This is a genomic window from Bacillus sp. PAMC26543, assembly GCF_014250375.1.
Taxonomy (GTDB): domain Bacteria; phylum Bacillota; class Bacilli; order Bacillales; family Bacillaceae; genus Bacillus; species Bacillus halotolerans.
In genome coordinates, this window is sequence record NZ_CP060193.1 from 1,906,407 (window position 1) to 1,921,548 (window position 15,142).

General features: G+C 44.1%; 15 protein-coding genes and 1 pseudogene. All 16 read left to right on the plus strand.

Annotation, left to right across the window (positions count from 1 at the left end):
- Positions 1-11: 11 nt before the first annotated feature.
- The 16 genes and pseudogenes from mgsA to H7F27_RS09890 all read left to right on the plus strand — a co-directional run bounded on the left by mgsA (position 12) and on the right by H7F27_RS09890 (position 15,073).
- Positions 12-425, plus strand: a complete 414-nt coding sequence (gene mgsA, locus H7F27_RS09815) for a methylglyoxal synthase (RefSeq protein WP_044155160.1) — start codon at positions 12-14, stop codon at positions 423-425.
- Entirely contained in the window at positions 418-1,128 is a 711-nt protein-coding gene (gene bshB1, locus H7F27_RS09820; protein ID WP_024121847.1) for a bacillithiol biosynthesis deacetylase BshB1, read from the plus strand. The genes mgsA and bshB1 overlap by 8 nt, the downstream gene beginning before the upstream one ends.
- Positions 1,125-2,258 (plus strand): N-acetyl-alpha-D-glucosaminyl L-malate synthase BshA, encoded by a 1,134-nt coding sequence (bshA, locus tag H7F27_RS09825; protein ID WP_024121846.1) that lies wholly within the window; start codon positions 1,125-1,127, stop codon positions 2,256-2,258. The genes bshB1 and bshA overlap by 4 nt, the downstream gene beginning before the upstream one ends.
- A gap of 4 nt (positions 2,259-2,262) precedes the next feature.
- On the plus strand, positions 2,263-3,456 hold the full coding sequence (locus H7F27_RS09830; protein ID WP_101860375.1) for a CCA tRNA nucleotidyltransferase: 1,194 nt from the start codon (positions 2,263-2,265) through the stop codon (positions 3,454-3,456).
- Positions 3,441-4,424 (plus strand): biotin--[acetyl-CoA-carboxylase] ligase, encoded by a 984-nt coding sequence (locus H7F27_RS09835; protein WP_101860376.1) that lies wholly within the window; start codon positions 3,441-3,443, stop codon positions 4,422-4,424. The genes H7F27_RS09830 and H7F27_RS09835 overlap by 16 nt, the downstream gene beginning before the upstream one ends.
- Positions 4,425-4,664: 240 nt before the next feature.
- Positions 4,665-5,498, plus strand: a complete 834-nt coding sequence (gene panB / locus H7F27_RS09840; RefSeq protein ID WP_010334716.1) for a 3-methyl-2-oxobutanoate hydroxymethyltransferase — start codon at positions 4,665-4,667, stop codon at positions 5,496-5,498.
- A gap of 1 nt (position 5,499) precedes the next feature.
- A complete protein-coding gene (gene panC, locus H7F27_RS09845; RefSeq protein ID WP_101860377.1) occupies positions 5,500-6,360 on the plus strand; it encodes a pantoate--beta-alanine ligase in 861 nt (286 codons plus the stop codon).
- 2 nt (positions 6,361-6,362) lie between these two features.
- Positions 6,363-6,746: an aspartate 1-decarboxylase gene (gene panD / locus H7F27_RS09850; protein ID WP_044156733.1), complete on the plus strand. Its 384-nt coding sequence runs from the start codon at positions 6,363-6,365 to the stop codon at positions 6,744-6,746.
- Positions 6,747-6,871: 125 nt separating this feature from the next.
- Positions 6,872-9,668, plus strand: a pseudogene (gene dinG / locus H7F27_RS09855) (ATP-dependent DNA helicase DinG).
- 142 nt (positions 9,669-9,810) lie between these two features.
- Positions 9,811-9,981 carry a YpmA family protein gene (locus tag H7F27_RS09860; RefSeq protein ID WP_003225588.1) on the plus strand — a complete coding sequence of 57 codons (171 nt, stop codon included), beginning with the start codon at positions 9,811-9,813 and terminating at the stop codon, positions 9,979-9,981.
- Positions 9,982-9,989: 8 nt separating this feature from the next.
- On the plus strand, positions 9,990-10,475 hold the full coding sequence (tseB, locus tag H7F27_RS09865; RefSeq protein WP_101860379.1) for a cell wall elongation/penicillin-binding protein regulator TseB: 486 nt from the start codon (positions 9,990-9,992) through the stop codon (positions 10,473-10,475).
- A gap of 22 nt (positions 10,476-10,497) precedes the next feature.
- The gene (gene aspB, locus H7F27_RS09870; protein WP_185848880.1) at positions 10,498-11,679 is read left to right on the plus strand and encodes an aspartate transaminase AspB; all 1,182 of its coding nucleotides are present in this window, start codon (positions 10,498-10,500) and stop codon (positions 11,677-11,679) included.
- A 140-nt stretch (positions 11,680-11,819) separates the two neighbouring features.
- Positions 11,820-13,112 (plus strand): asparagine--tRNA ligase, encoded by a 1,293-nt coding sequence (gene asnS / locus H7F27_RS09875; RefSeq protein ID WP_185848881.1) that lies wholly within the window; start codon positions 11,820-11,822, stop codon positions 13,110-13,112.
- A gap of 93 nt (positions 13,113-13,205) precedes the next feature.
- Positions 13,206-13,904, plus strand: coding sequence for a DNA replication protein DnaD (dnaD, locus tag H7F27_RS09880; RefSeq protein WP_185848882.1), 699 nt, complete (start codon positions 13,206-13,208; stop codon positions 13,902-13,904).
- A gap of 18 nt (positions 13,905-13,922) precedes the next feature.
- A complete protein-coding gene (gene nth, locus H7F27_RS09885) occupies positions 13,923-14,582 on the plus strand; it encodes an endonuclease III (RefSeq protein WP_010334708.1) in 660 nt (219 codons plus the stop codon).
- Positions 14,579-15,073 carry a YpoC family protein gene (locus H7F27_RS09890; protein WP_103671772.1) on the plus strand — a complete coding sequence of 165 codons (495 nt, stop codon included), beginning with the start codon at positions 14,579-14,581 and terminating at the stop codon, positions 15,071-15,073. Before nth ends, H7F27_RS09890 begins: the two co-directional genes overlap by 4 nt.
- The last annotated feature ends 69 nt before the right edge of the window (positions 15,074-15,142 follow it).

A 15,142-nucleotide genomic window follows, 5' to 3' on the forward strand; every position in this document is an offset into this window, starting at 1 on the left:
GGGGATAAATGATGAAAATTGCTTTGATCGCGCATGACAAGAAGAAACAGGATATGATCCAATTTACAACCGCTTATCAAGAGATTTTGAGTCATCATGATCTATATGCAACGGGAACAACGGGATTGAAAATTCAAGAGGCGACCGGCCTTCAAATTCAGCGTTTTCAATCCGGCCCTTTAGGCGGAGACCAGCAAATCGGCGCATTAATTGCCGCTAACGCACTTGACCTAGTTATCTTTTTGCGCGACCCGCTGACCGCACAGCCGCATGAACCGGATGTCTCGGCATTAATCCGTTTATGTGATGTTTATTCGATTCCGCTTGCCACCAATATGGGAACTGCAGAAATACTTGTTCGCACACTTGATGAAGGCGTTTTTGAATTCCGCAATCTTCTTCGGGGAGAAGAACCTCATGTATAATGCTGACGTTCTTGCTTTTGGCGCCCATAGTGATGATGTCGAGATCGGTATGGGCGGCACAATAGCAAAGCTTGTCAAACAGGGAAAAAAAGCTGTGATATGCGATTTGACTGAAGCGGAGTTGTCTTCAAACGGAACAGTCAGTTTGCGAAAAGAAGAAGCGGCCGAAGCAGCCCGTATATTAGGTGTGGACAAAAGAATTCAGCTGACGCTCCCTGACCGCGGGCTGATGATGAGTGATGAGGCGATTCGGGCGATTGTCACAGTCATTAGAACCTGCCGGCCGAAAGCGGTGTTTATGCCATATAAAAAGGATCGTCATCCGGATCACGGCAATGCTGCCGCACTGGTAGAAGAAGCGATCTTTTCAGCAGGAATTCATAAATATAAAGATGAAAACAGCCTGCCTGCGCATAAAGTAAGTAAGGTCTACTATTATATGATAAATGGTTTTCATCAGCCTGATTTTGTTATTGATATCTCGGATACAATAGAGGATAAAAAGAAAAGCCTCAATGCCTACAAAAGCCAGTTTGTACCGTCACAGAATTCTGTTTCAACACCATTGACGAACGGTTATATCGAGATCATTGAAGCAAGAGAAAAGCTGTACGGCAAAGAAGCGGGTGTAGGGTACGCCGAGGGCTTCTTTTCCAATCGGATGCTGATGCTGGATCATGATGTGCTTGGGGGCGAACAATGAAAAAGTTAAAGATAGGCATTACATGCTATCCGAGCGTCGGCGGCTCAGGTATCATTGCGACAGAACTCGGGAAACAGCTTGCTGAAAAGGGTCATGAAATCCATTTTATAACATCGAGCATCCCGTTTAGATTAAATACATACCATCCTAATATTCACTTTCATGAAGTTGAAGTTAACCAATATGCCGTTTTTAAATATCCGCCGTATGATTTAACATTGGCAAGCAAAATCGCTGAGGTTGCAGAACGGGAGAATTTAGACATCATCCACGCTCACTACGCTCTGCCGCATGCGGTTTGCGCTTATCTCGCAAAGCAGATGCTGAAACGGAATATCGGCATCGTAACAACTTTGCATGGAACGGATATTACAGTATTAGGCTACGATCCATCCTTAAAAGATCTTATCCGTTTTGCGATAGAGGCTTCAGACAGGGTGACAGCGGTCTCATCAGCCCTTGCTGCTGAAACGTACGATTTAATTAAGCCGGAGAAAAAAATAGAAACGATTTATAATTTCATAGATGAACGTGTATATCTTAAGAAAAACACAGCGGCCATTAAAGAGAAACACGGCATACTGCCGGATGAAAAAGTCGTGATCCATGTGTCCAACTTCAGAAAGGTCAAACGTGTGCAGGATGTCATCCAGGTGTTTCGCAATATAGCCGGCAAAACAAAAGCAAAACTGCTCTTAGTCGGAGACGGTCCTGAGAAATCAGTGGCCTGTGAGCTTGTCAGAAAATATGGACTGGAAAAACAAGTGCTGATGCTTGGAAATCAAGACCGTGTCGAGGAACTTTACTCAATCAGTGATTTGAAGCTGCTGCTGTCTGAAAAAGAAAGTTTCGGCCTTGTCCTGCTTGAAGCGATGGCATGCGGAGTGCCTTGCATCGGAACGAATATTGGCGGTATCCCTGAAGTGATAAAAAACAATGTGAGCGGGTTTTTGGTGGATGTCGGCGATGTCGAAGCCGCTTCAGCCAAAGCGGTTCGCATTTTAGAAGACGAACAGCTGAGCAAGCGGTTTACCGAAGCGGCCATGGAAATGCTCAATAATGAATTTTCGTCACAAAAGATTGTCAGCCAGTATGAACAGATATATGCCGATTTAGCAGAACCGGAGTGATGACATGGAACAAGTTTTTATTAAAGCACTTCCCGTGCTCCGCACATTAATTGAAGCAGGCCACCAAGCTTACTTTGTCGGAGGCGCAGTTCGTGACAGCTATATGAAACGAACAATTGGAGATGTCGATATTGCGACAGATGCGGCACCGGACCAAGTAGAACGGCTTTTTAAGCGGACAGTTGATGTCGGCAAAGAGCACGGGACCATTATCGTGCTCTGGGAAGATGATACCTATGAAGTCACTACATTCCGGACTGAATCAGATTATGAAGATTACAGAAGACCGTCAGAAGTGCACTTTATCACCTCATTAAAAGAGGATTTGAAACGCAGGGATTTGACGATTAATGCGATGGCCATGACAGCTGACGGTCAAGTTCTTGATTATTTTGGCGGCAAGAAAGACATTGATCAGCAGCTGATTCGAACGGTTGGAAAACCGGAGGACCGCTTTCAGGAGGATGCGCTTCGCATGCTGAGAGCGGTGCGATTTATGAGCCAGCTCGGATTTACGCTTTCGAAAGAAACAGAAGAAGCGATCATAAAAGAGAAAACACTTCTGTCTCATGTATCAGTCGAACGGAAAACAATAGAGTTCGAGAAGCTTTTACTGGGAAAAGCGTCACAAGAGGCCATTCAAATGCTTGTACATACGGGGCTTTATGAAGAACTGCCTGGTTTTTATCACAAACGAGAGAACCTGCTGACGGCGAGTGAGTTTCCGTTTTCTCTTCTCGCTTCTCGTGAGGAGCTTTGGGCAGCGCTTTTAATTGATCTTCAGATAGACTTGAAAGAAGCGATGCTTTTCCTGAAAGCCTGGAAGCTCCCTGGAAAAGTGATGAAGGAAGCCGCTCACATTGCCGATACGTTTGGCCAGAGCCATGACGCTATGTCCATGTACAAGGCTGGTGAAAAAGCGCTTTTATCCGCGGTCAAAATATCAATGCTCCGGCAAACCAAGCAGCTGAACGGCGAGAGACTGAAGGAAGTTAGAGAAGCTTATCAAAGCCTGCCCATCAAAAGTCTGAAGGATCTTGCCATCACAGGGCGGGACTTACTTGCACTGCGAAACCAGCCCGCTGGAAAATGGGTGTCTGAAGAATTACAGCGGATAGAGCAGGCTGTTGTAACGGGAAAGCTCTCCAATCAGAAGGAACACATAGAGGAGTGGCTGAAGACATGCGATCAACCTTAAGAAACGATCTTATTGAATTATTTTCTCAGGCCGGAAGCGAGTTTATTTCCGGCCAAAAAATCAGTGATGCTCTCGGATGCTCGAGAACAGCTGTATGGAAGCATATTGAGGAGCTTCGCAAAGAAGGCTATGAAGTGGAAGCTGTCAGAAGAAAAGGGTATCGGCTTATCAAAAAGCCTGGAAAACTCAGTGAAAGTGAGATACGGTTTGGGCTGAAAACAGAAGTGATGGGCCAGCATCTTTTTTATCATGACGTCCTTTCATCCACTCAAAAAAAGGCTCATGAGCTTGCTAATGATAACGCGCCCGAGGGCACTCTCGTTGTCGCGGATAAACAAACAGCCGGCAGAGGGCGTATGTCAAGGGTGTGGCATTCTCAAGAAGGAACAGGCATCTGGATGAGCCTGATTTTGCGTCCAGACATTCCGCTTCAAAAAACACCGCAGCTTACGCTTCTTGCTGCGGTAGCTGTTGTGCAAGGAATAGAGGAGGCAACAGGCCTTCAAACGGATATTAAATGGCCTAATGACATATTAATTCACGGAAAAAAAGCAGTCGGCATTTTAACTGAAATGCAGGCGGAAGAAGACCGTGTCCGTTCAGTCATTATCGGTACAGGCATAAACGTTAATCAAGAGGCCGGCGATTTTCCCGAGGAGCTTAAGGAAATCGCGACGAGCCTTAGCTTGGCAGCCGGGGAAAAAATAGATCGGGCGAGCGTTATGCAGCATATTTTGCTTTCTTTTGAAAAACGGTACCGCGATTATTTGACGCATGGTTTCACGCCAATTAAGCTTCTGTGGGAAAGCTATGCGCTTGGAATCGGCAGTGAATTAAGAGCAAGAACGCTAAACGGAACATTTTATGGGAAAGCCCTAGGAATAGACGAAGAGGGTGTTCTTCTTTTAGAAACGAAGGAAGGCATAAAAAAAATCTATTCGGCAGATATCGAAATGAGTTCATTGTAGTTGGTACAACCCTGTTGATTTTGATATACTTCCATTGGGCAGTATCGCCTGCGAACTGCACCTATTCATAAAAAATAGATAGACATTGCAGCAGTCTGCCTTGATCCAAAAAGGACTGGGACAGAGGGATGAAACTCGCCGAACTTTAGAAAGTGAAGAATCCTTCTCGTGTAGCGGAAGGTTTTTTGGCTTGGATAAGAAACGGCAGCTCATCTCCTCTAAAAATGAGGAGGAGAAAAAGTGAAAACAAAACTTGATTTCTTAAAAATGAAAGAGAATGAAGAACCGATTGTCATGCTAACGGCTTACGATTATCCGGCAGCAAAGCTTGCTGAACAAGCGGGAGTGGATATGATTTTAGTCGGCGATTCACTAGGAATGGTCGTGCTAGGCCTTGATTCAACTGTCGGCGTGACAGTTGCGGATATGATCCATCATACGAAAGCGGTCAAAAGAGGTGCGCCAAATACATTTATCGTAACCGACATGCCGTTTATGTCCTACCACTTGTCTAAAGAGGATACGCTGAAAAATGCCGCAGCTATCGTTCAGGAAAGCGGAGCTGACGCGCTGAAGCTGGAGGGCGGTGAAGGGGTGTTTGAATCCATCCGCGCCTTGACGCTCGGTGGCATTCCTGTTGTCAGTCATTTAGGGCTGACACCGCAATCAGTCGGTGTATTAGGCGGATATAAAGTCCAGGGCAAAGATGAACAAAGCGCAAAGAAATTAATAGAAGACAGTATAAAATGTGAGGAAGCGGGAGCCATGATGCTTGTGCTTGAATGTGTGCCTGCAGAACTCACGGCAAAAATCGCAGAGACATTAACCATCCCTGTCATTGGAATCGGAGCTGGTGTAAAAGCGGACGGACAGGTTCTTGTTTATCATGATATTATCGGTCATGGTGTTGTTAGAACACCTAAATTTGTGAAACAATATACGCAAATTGACGGCACTATAGAAACAGCAATCAGTGGATATGTCCATGATGTAAGACGTCGTGCTTTCCCTGAACAAAAGCATTCCTTTCAGATGAATCAGTCAGTCCTAGAAGGCTTGTACGGAGGAAAATAAGATGAAGCAGATTACAGATATCTCACAGCTGAAAGAAATCATTACACAATATCAGTCAGAAGGCAAAACAATCGGATTCGTTCCGACGATGGGATTTCTTCATGAAGGGCATTTAACCTTGGCAGACAAAGCCAGACAAGAAAATGACGCCGTCGTGATGAGTATTTTTGTAAATCCGACGCAATTCGGTCCCGGTGAGGATTTTGAAGCGTATCCGCGCGATCTGGAACGTGATGCCGCCCATGCGGAAAACATCGGCGTGGATATTCTTTTTACCCCTGATGCCCGTGACATGTATCCCGGTGAAAAAAATGTAACGATACATGTTGAGAGACGTACAGATGTTTTATGCGGGCGTTCAAGAGAAGGACATTTTGACGGAGTTGCCATCGTGCTGACGAAGCTGTTCAACCTTGTTAAACCGACACGCGCTTATTTTGGTTTAAAGGATGCACAGCAGGTGGCAGTTGTTGATGGTTTAATCAGTGATTTCTTCATGGATATTGAACTGGTTGCTGTAGATACGGTCAGAGAGAAAGATGGGTTAGCTAAAAGCTCCCGGAATGTGTATTTAACGGCTGAGGAAAGAAGAGAAGCACCTAAGCTTTACCAAGCCCTTCAGACGAGTGCCGAGCTGATCAGAGCAGGTGAGAGAAATCCTGAAACGATCATCAATGCTGCAAAAGACATCATTGAAACGACAAGCGGCAGAATTGATTATGTTGAGCTATATTCTTATCCGGAACTTGAGCCTGTGAACAAGCTCGAAGGAAAGATTATTCTGGCTGTAGCAGTTGCATTTTCAAAAGCGCGTTTAATAGACAATATCATTATTGATATTCGAGAAATGGAGAGAATATAATGATGTATCGCACGATGATGAGCGGAAAGCTTCATAGGGCAACAGTTACAGAAGCAAATCTTAACTATGTGGGCAGCATTACAATTGATGAAGATCTTATTGATGCGGTAGGAATGCTTCCTAATGAAAAAGTGCAAATTGTGAATAATAACAATGGAGCACGCCTGGAAACGTACATTATTCCCGGTCAGCGCGGAAGCGGAGTCATCTGTTTAAACGGAGCTGCCGCACGCCTTGTACAGGAAGGCGATAAGGTTATTATTATTTCTTACAAAATGATGTCTGATCAAGAAGCGGCAAACCATCAGCCGAAAGTTGCCGTTTTGAATGACCAAAACAAAATTGAACAAATGCTTGGACAAGAACCTGCCAGCACCATTTTGTAGATATACCGCCCCCTTTATCGGGGGTTTTCGTTTAAGATTTTCAGCGTAAAACGGTTTTGCCGCTCCATTTCCGTACAAAACGTGTTACACTTTTGTCGTATGCAAGAATTGAGGTGTCCATTTTAATGAATAAGCAACGGTTCGTTGTTATAGATGTAGAAACAACAGGGAATTCGCCAAAAAAGGGCGATAAAATCATTCAAATCGCAGCGGTTGTAATTGAAAATGGACAAATTACTGAGCGGTTTTCAAAATATATTAATCCAAATAAATCCATTCCGGTTTTTATTGAACAGCTTACGGGAATCACGAACCAAATGGTAGAAAATCAGCCGCCGTTTGAAGCAGTGGCTGAAGAAGTGTTTCATTTGCTTGACGGCGCTTACTTCGTCGCCCACAATATCCATTTTGACCTCGGGTTTGTGAAGCATGAGTTACATAAAGCGGGTTTCCAGCTCCCAGATTGTGAAGTGCTGGATACTGTTGAGCTTTCCCGTATCGCATTTCCGGGATTTGAGGGATATAAGCTGACTGAATTAAGCGAAGAGCTTCAGCTGCGGCATGATCAGCCGCATCGAGCTGACAGCGACGCTGAAGTCACAGGACTTATTTTTTTGGAAATTCTTGAAAAGCTAAGGCGGCTTCCTTACCCGACATTAAAGCAGTTAAGAAGGCTGTCACAGCATTTTATCAGTGATCTGACGCATTTGTTAGATATGTTCATTTATGAAAACAGACATACAGATATGCCAGGCTTTACGCGTTTTTCATCTTTTTCTGTCAGAGAACCTGAACCTGTGGTTGAACGTCTCAAAGAAGATGAAGAATTTCTATTTGAGATAGAAAATTGGGCAGCAGGAAATGAAAAAGCGCTCTCTGAGTTCATGCCCCAGTACGAAAAAAGAGAAGGCCAAATGCTGATGATGAAAGAAGTGGCTGAGGCCTTTGCCAATCGTGAACACGCGCTGATTGAAGCTGCTCCGGGAATCGGAAAAACGATCGGCTACCTGATTCCGGCTGCGCTTTTTGCGAAAAAATCAAAAAAAACCGGTCGTCATCAGCACGTATTCAACCCTTCTTCAGCAGCAGATTTTGACGAAGGATTTGCCGATCATCAAAGATATGTTCCCTTTTTCGGTGACTGCGGCTATTTTAAAAGGGCAAACGCATTATCTGTGCCTTTATAAGTTTGAGCAGGTGCTTCATGAGGAAGACGATAACTATGATGCCGTTTTGACAAAAGCCCAGCTTCTTGTTTGGCTGACAGAGACAAACACGGGAGATGTAGCAGAACTGAATTTGCCGTCAGGCGGAAAACTGCTGTGGGACAGATTGGCATATGATGATCATTCTTATAAACGAAATCAGAGGGATCAAGTGATTGGTTTTTATGAACGGGCCAAACAAAGTGCCATGCGGTCTGATCTGGTGATTACGAATCATTCTCTTCTGCTAACCGATGAGGCAAGCCGGAAAAAAAGACTCCCGGATAGCGGGACTTTTGTCATTGATGAAGCACACCATTTTGAACGTGCTGCAAGCGAACATTTAGGAAAAAGAGCAACTTACATAGAACTGCATACAAAATTGAGCAGAATCGGAACGCTGAAAGAGCAGGGGCTTCTGAAAAAAATGAGACAGCTTTTTCAGCGCCACAGCCTGCCGGTGGATTCATTTTTCGAAGTGGAGGAGTGGATTCAGCATATTCAGGCGGAAAGTGATGCGTTTTTCAGCTCTCTGCATTCTTTTGTCAAACGAAGAAAACCTAAAGAAGACTTAAACCGTCTTGTCTTTAATGTGAACAAAAAAAGTCACGATAAAGGATGGCCTATTTTAACAGATGGAGCGGAAAGGCTCTGTTCTATGCTGGCGCATTTGCAGCAGCTTTTTGAGACCCAGACGGCTCTGATGGAAGAACATCTGACGGTTATGAAAAGCAAAAATGCTTTTTTGGCCGATGAATATAATAGAAGCATGAATGATTTGGGGGAGTACTGCCAGACTCTAAATCAGCTGTTCTTTGGCTCAGATGACAATGAAGCGGTTTGGATTGAGATAGATGCTAAAGGTGCGAAGAATGCAGTAGCTATATATGCGCAGCCGCTGGAACCGGGCGAGCTTCTTGCTGATCAGTTTTTTGCCCGGAAAAACAGTGTCGTTCTTACATCTGCAACCCTAACGATAGAAAATTCGTTTCAATTTATCATTGAGCGTTTGGGGTTAAGCGACTTTTTCCCCCGCACAATGAGGATCGCGTCGCCTTTTTCTTATGATGAGCGGATGCAGGTAATGATTCCAAAAGAAATAAAATCGATCCAAGATACGGGGCAGACTGAATTTATACAGGATACCGCACGTTATATCGAACTGATGGCAAAAGAAAAACAGCCGAAAATCCTTGTGCTGTTTACGTCTCATGACATGCTGAAAAAAGTGCATCAGGAACTCAAGCTCGCCATGAGTGTTTCAGGCATTCAGCTTTTGGCTCAGGGCATAACCGGCGGCAGTCCCGGAAAACTGATGAAAACGTTCAAAACAGCCAATCAGGCCATTTTGCTTGGAACGAATCATTTTTGGGAAGGCGTTGATTTCCCTGGTGATGAGCTGACGACAGTGATCATCGTGAGACTTCCTTTCCGGGCTCCGGATCATCCGCTGCACGCTGCAAAATGTGAGCTGGCGAGGAAAAAAGGGCGCAATCCGTTTCAAACGGTCTCACTGCCGGAAGCGGTGCTGACGTTCAGACAAGGAATTGGGCGCTTACTCCGGACAGCCGGAGACAAAGGAACGATTGTCATATTAGACAGACGGGTCAAAACCGCTGGTTACGGGCGCCTGTTTCTTGACGCTCTGCCGACGTCCGCAATATCTGAAGTGACTGACAGTGAGATTGAAGCTTATGTTGCCGGAAAAAGTGAATAAAAGCCGCATAAAGCGGCTTTCCGGTGTGGGAGTAGGACGTGTTTTATTTGTAAAAGCGGTTTTTCCGCTCTGTGGTACTAGTATGGCGCGTCCTGAAAAGGAGTATGACTAACAATATTTGTTCAATTTGGAGGATGAAAAAATGGAAAGCAAAATCGAAATTCTTTCAACAATTAATGTAGAGCATTCGGATGACCTTTATAAAATTGTAGACACGCTGAATCGGACACTGAAAAGAGATAATCTGATGTTCGGTCTTGCACTTGATGAAGAAAACAAAAACCAAGCCGTTTTTACCATTTATCGTACGTAGGTGAGAAGATGAGAAAAAAAGCATTAATATTTACCGCCATATTTGGTATTATTTTTTTAGCAGTACTTCTTGTCTCGGCAAACATTTATAAATCAGCCATGGCACAAAAGGAAAAGGGGCACGAAGCAGCAGCTGCTGAAGCGAAAAAAGAAACCGACCTCACCAGCGTTGATCAAGTCGAAACATTTGTCGGAAAAGAAAAATATTATATCGTAAAGGGAACTGACAAAAAAGGCATCAAATTATATGTATGGGTTCCTGAAGATAAAAAAGTAAAAATTCTCTCAAAAGAAGCAAAAGAGGGAATCACCGAGGACAAAGCGGCGAAAATCATACAAGATGAAGGGCTGGTTTCAAAGCAAAAAGAGGTTCACCTGGCAAGAGAAGGGAACGTCCTGCTTTGGGAAGTAACGTACTTAGACAAAGAAGGACAATACAGTTTAAGTTATGTGGACTTTACAACTGGAAAGATTCTCAAAAATATCACGCCTTAAGACGAATTAGGGGGAGTTCAAGTTGAAACTGGCAAAAAGAGTATCCGCATTAACACCGTCTACCACACTGGCCATTACAGCGAAAGCGAAAGAACTGAAAGCGGCAGGCCATGATGTCATCGGCCTTGGAGCGGGCGAACCCGACTTCAATACACCGCAGCACATTATTGATGCAGCTGTACGCTCAATGAACGAAGGACATACGAAATATACGCCTTCAGGCGGTTTGGCTGAATTAAAGAACAGCATTGCAGAGAAATTTAAACGTGACCAGAATATTGAATACAAACCGTCTCAATTGATTGTCTGTACTGGTGCCAAACATGCACTGTATACCCTTTTCCAAGTGATTTTGGATGAAGGAGATGAAGTGATTATCCCAACGCCGTACTGGGTAAGCTATCCGGAACAGGTGAAACTCGCTGGCGGTCAGCCTGTTTATGTGGAAGGGCTTGAGGAAAATCACTTTAAAATTTCTCCTGAGCAGCTGAAAAAAGCGATTACAGAAAAAACAAAAGCAATCGTTATTAATTCACCAAGCAATCCGACTGGCGTTATGTATACGGAAGAAGAGCTGGCCGCGCTTGGCGATGTATGCCTTGATCATGACATCCTGATAGTATCTGACGAAATTTATGAAAAACTTACATACGGCGGAAAAAAACACGTTTCCATCGCACAGCTGTCTGACCGTTTGAAAGAGCAAACGATCGTCATCAACGGCGTATCAAAATCACACAGCATGACAGGCTGGAGAATCGGTTATGCGGCTGGAGCAGAAGAGATCATCAAAGCGATGACAAACCTTGCAAGCCACAGCACATCAAATCCGACATCTATTGCACAATACGGAGCGATTGCCGCATACAACGGACCTTCTGAGCCAATGGAGGAGATGAGAAAAGCATTTGAGCATAGATTAAACACGATTTATGATCAGCTCGTTGAAATCCCGGGCTTCAGCTGCGTGAAGCCGGAAGGTGCTTTTTACTTATTTCCGAATGCAAAAAAAGCAGCTCAAACTTGCGGTTTCAAAGATGTAGATGAATTTGTCAAGGCGCTTCTTGAAGAAGAAAAAGTCGCGATTGTTCCAGGTTCCGGATTCGGCTCTCCTGATAATGTCCGGTTGTCCTACGCGACATCATTAGACCTTCTAGAAAAAGCGGTGGAACGAATCAAACGTTTTGTAGAAAAACATAGCTAACGGATCAGAAAGCGGCTGACAAAAAGCCGCTTTTTATCTGCATTGACCCGGTCAGTTAAGACCGGGTATAATAAAGTGATGATAAAAGAGTTCGCGGGGCAAAAGCTTCCGAATGTCTTCTTGTTTTGGAGGGAAATATTTTGAAAACAACAATCAACCAAGTGTACAAGCACGTAGGTGAGGAAGTAACGATCGGAGCTTGGATCGCTAATAAGCGTTCAAGCGGGAAAATCGCGTTTTTACAGCTGAGAGACGGTACAGGTTTTATTCAAGGTGTCGTTGTAAAAGCGGAGATTGAAGAAAGCATTTTCCAAACGGCTAAATCTGTGACGCAGGAAACGTCACTCTATATAAAAGGAATTGTCAAAGAGGACGAGCGTTCTCCGCTTGGTTATGAATTAGCTGTGACAGATATTGAAGTCATTCACGAAGCGACTGATTATCCAATTACGCCAAAGGAACACGGTACGGAATTTTTGATGGATCACAGACACTTATGGCTTCGTTCAAAGCGCCAGCATGCGATCATGAAAATCCGCAATGAAATCATTCGCGCGACTTACGAATTCTTTAATAACGAAGGCTTCGTAAAAGTAGATCCGCCGATTTTGACTGGAAGCGCGCCTGAAGGAACAACTGAGCTCTTTGCGACAAAATACTTCGATGAAGATGCTTACCTTTCTCAAAGCGGACAGCTGTACATGGAAGCTGCGGCAATGGCATTAGGAAAAGTATTCTCCTTCGGACCGACGTTCAGAGCAGAAAAGTCTAAAACAAAACGTCACTTAATCGAATTCTGGATGATCGAACCGGAAATGGCGTTTGTAGAATTTGAGGAAAACCTTCAGGTACAGGAAAATTACGTTTCTTTCATCGTGCAATCAGTTCTTAAGAACTGCAAAATTGAATTAAACACACTAGGAAGAGACACGTCAAAACTTGAGCAAATCAAAGCGCCGTTCCCAAGAATTACGTATGACGAAGCGGTTGATTTTCTGAAAGAAAAAGGCTTTGACGATATCGAGTGGGGAGACGATTTTGGAGCGCCTCATGAAACAGCGATTGCCGAGCACTATGACAAGCCGGTTTTCATCACTCGCTATCCGACGTCCTTAAAACCGTTCTATATGCAGCCGGCATCTGACCGCGAAGATGTAGTGCTTTGCGCAGATCTGATCGCGCCTGAAGGCTACGGAGAAATCATCGGCGGTTCTGAACGGATTCACGATATGGAACTTTTGGAAGCGCGCCTTAAAGAACATGGACTGGATTCTGACGCATATAAATGGTATGCTGAACTTAGAAAATATGGATCAGTTCCACATTCCGGATTCGGCCTTGGATTAGAGCGTACAGTAGCTTGGATCAGCGGAGCGCCTCACGTACGTGAAACAATTCCGTTCCCAAGACTGTTGAACCGTCTGTATCCGTAATACATTTAAATGAAACAAAAAAAGAGTCTCCTGTAAGGGAGACTTTTTACAGTAAAGGGGAAAACACTATCCTTTACAGTAAGAGGTGTAACGATGAAAAAACAGCAATTTATTGATATGCAGGAGATGGGGATGTCGACGATCCCCAATCTTCTGCTGACCCATTATAAACAGCTTGGACTTAATGAAACAGAACTGATTCTGCTGTTGAAAATCAAAATGCATTTAGAAAAGGGATCTTATTTTCCTACACCGCATGAACTGCAGGAAGGTATGACGATTTCTGTTGAAGAATGCACAAACAGATTGCGTATGTTTATCCAAAAGGGTTTTCTGTTTATTGAGGAAGGCGAAGACCAAAACGGCATCAAGTTTGAGAAATATTCGCTCCAGCCTTTATGGGGCAAGCTCTATGAGTATATAGAGCTTGCACAGAATCAAACACAAGAAAGAAAAGCAGAAGGGGAACAAAGAAGCCTTTATACGATTTTTGAAGAAGAGTTTGCAAGACCGTTATCTCCTTTGGAGTGTGAAACGCTGGCCATTTGGCAGGATCAGGATCAGCATGATGCACAGCTGATTAAACACGCTTTAAAAGAGGCTGTATTATCAGGAAAACTCAGCTTCCGCTACATTGACCGGATTTTGTTTGAATGGAAGAAAAACGGGCTGAGAACAGTGGAGCAGGCCAAAATCCACAGCCAAAAATTCCGGCGTGTTCAAACAAAACAGAATGAACCGCAAAAAGAGTATAAGAGGCAGGTTCCTTTTTACAATTGGCTTGAACAATAAAGTGAAAAGGTGACAATCGTGTTAAATCTAAAACAAATTGAATTCTGTTTAGAGAAGATAGGCGACATGTTTCCCCACGCGGAGTGTGAACTTGTTCATTCCAATCCCTTTGAATTAGTGGTGGCAGTCGCATTATCTGCGCAATGTACAGACGCACTTGTAAACAGGGTGACCAAAACATTATTTCAAAAATATAAACGGCCGGAAGACTATTTATCTGTTTCTCTGGAAGAGCTTCAGCAGGATATCAAATCAATCGGTTTGTACCGTAATAAAGCAAAAAATATTCAGAAACTGAGTAAAATGATTATTGAAGATTATGGCGGAGAAGTACCGAAGGACCGTGATGAGCTTGTGAAACTTCCAGGAGTTGGCCGGAAGACCGCCAATGTTGTCGTATCTGTTGCCTTTGGCGTACCGGCCATTGCAGTGGATACACACGTCGAGAGGGTCAGCAAGCGTCTGGGAATCTGCCGGTGGAAGGATTCGGTGCTGGAAGTCGAAAAGACACTGATGCGCAAGGTTCCTAAAGAAGATTGGTCCGTTACCCATCATCGTCTCATATTCTTCGGAAGATACCACTGTAAGGCACAATCGCCGCGCTGTGCGGAATGTCCATTGCTTTCTCTGTGCAGAGAAGGGCAGAAGAGAGATAAAAAAGGGCTGGTGAAACGATGACGGCAGCGAATGAATTGTTAGCTTCTTATGAGCAATATTTGCGCAGTCTAGGACACATTGGCTTCTCTGATATCAAGGAACCATTAAGGATTAATCCTTTGTATTTTGACTTCTGCGAGGCCACGCAGGACATATTGCCATGGGAAAACAGCGGCAAGTACGTTCCGTATCTATTTCAAGTGTGGGAAGAAACAAAAGAATCACTTCTCCCTGTATTTCAAACAAGAAAGTCCAGATGCGACCAAAACGACATGCTTAAAGGGATTGTATGTTTACTGGCTTCATTTCATTGGACAGCGGGTGAGCGGGTGATATCGCTGAATTGGTCAGAACTGACAAAGAAATCATTTCCGGCTAAGCCGATTAATTGGGCTGAACGAGTGGAGTTCATTTTGCTGAAGCCGACCCAGTATCATTGCTTTATCCAGCTAGATGAACTTTTTACAGAAATGAAGAAGCATTTCTATAAGCATCACGCGATGAAACGATAAAACCTCCCCTAAAAAGGAGGTTTTTTTGTGCAGAAAAAAGCCACCACCTTTTAAAGGGTGATGGCTTTG

Coding starts and splice junctions, on each gene's coding strand:
- panC (WP_101860377.1), top strand. CDS start 5,500: ATGAAGCAGATTACAGATATCTCACAGCTGAAAGAAATCATTACACAA.
- H7F27_RS09860 (WP_003225588.1), top strand. CDS start 9,811: ATGGAAAGCAAAATCGAAATTCTTTCAACAATTAATGTAGAGCATTCG.
- bshA (WP_024121846.1), top strand. CDS start 1,125: ATGAAAAAGTTAAAGATAGGCATTACATGCTATCCGAGCGTCGGCGGC.
- tseB (WP_101860379.1), top strand. CDS start 9,990: ATGAGAAAAAAAGCATTAATATTTACCGCCATATTTGGTATTATTTTT.
- dnaD (WP_185848882.1), top strand. CDS start 13,206: ATGAAAAAACAGCAATTTATTGATATGCAGGAGATGGGGATGTCGACG.
- H7F27_RS09830 (WP_101860375.1), top strand. CDS start 2,263: ATGGAACAAGTTTTTATTAAAGCACTTCCCGTGCTCCGCACATTAATT.
- H7F27_RS09835 (WP_101860376.1), top strand. CDS start 3,441: ATGCGATCAACCTTAAGAAACGATCTTATTGAATTATTTTCTCAGGCC.
- bshB1 (WP_024121847.1), top strand. CDS start 418: ATGTATAATGCTGACGTTCTTGCTTTTGGCGCCCATAGTGATGATGTC.
- H7F27_RS09890 (WP_103671772.1), top strand. CDS start 14,579: ATGACGGCAGCGAATGAATTGTTAGCTTCTTATGAGCAATATTTGCGC.
- panD (WP_044156733.1), top strand. CDS start 6,363: ATGTATCGCACGATGATGAGCGGAAAGCTTCATAGGGCAACAGTTACA.
- mgsA (WP_044155160.1), top strand. CDS start 12: ATGAAAATTGCTTTGATCGCGCATGACAAGAAGAAACAGGATATGATC.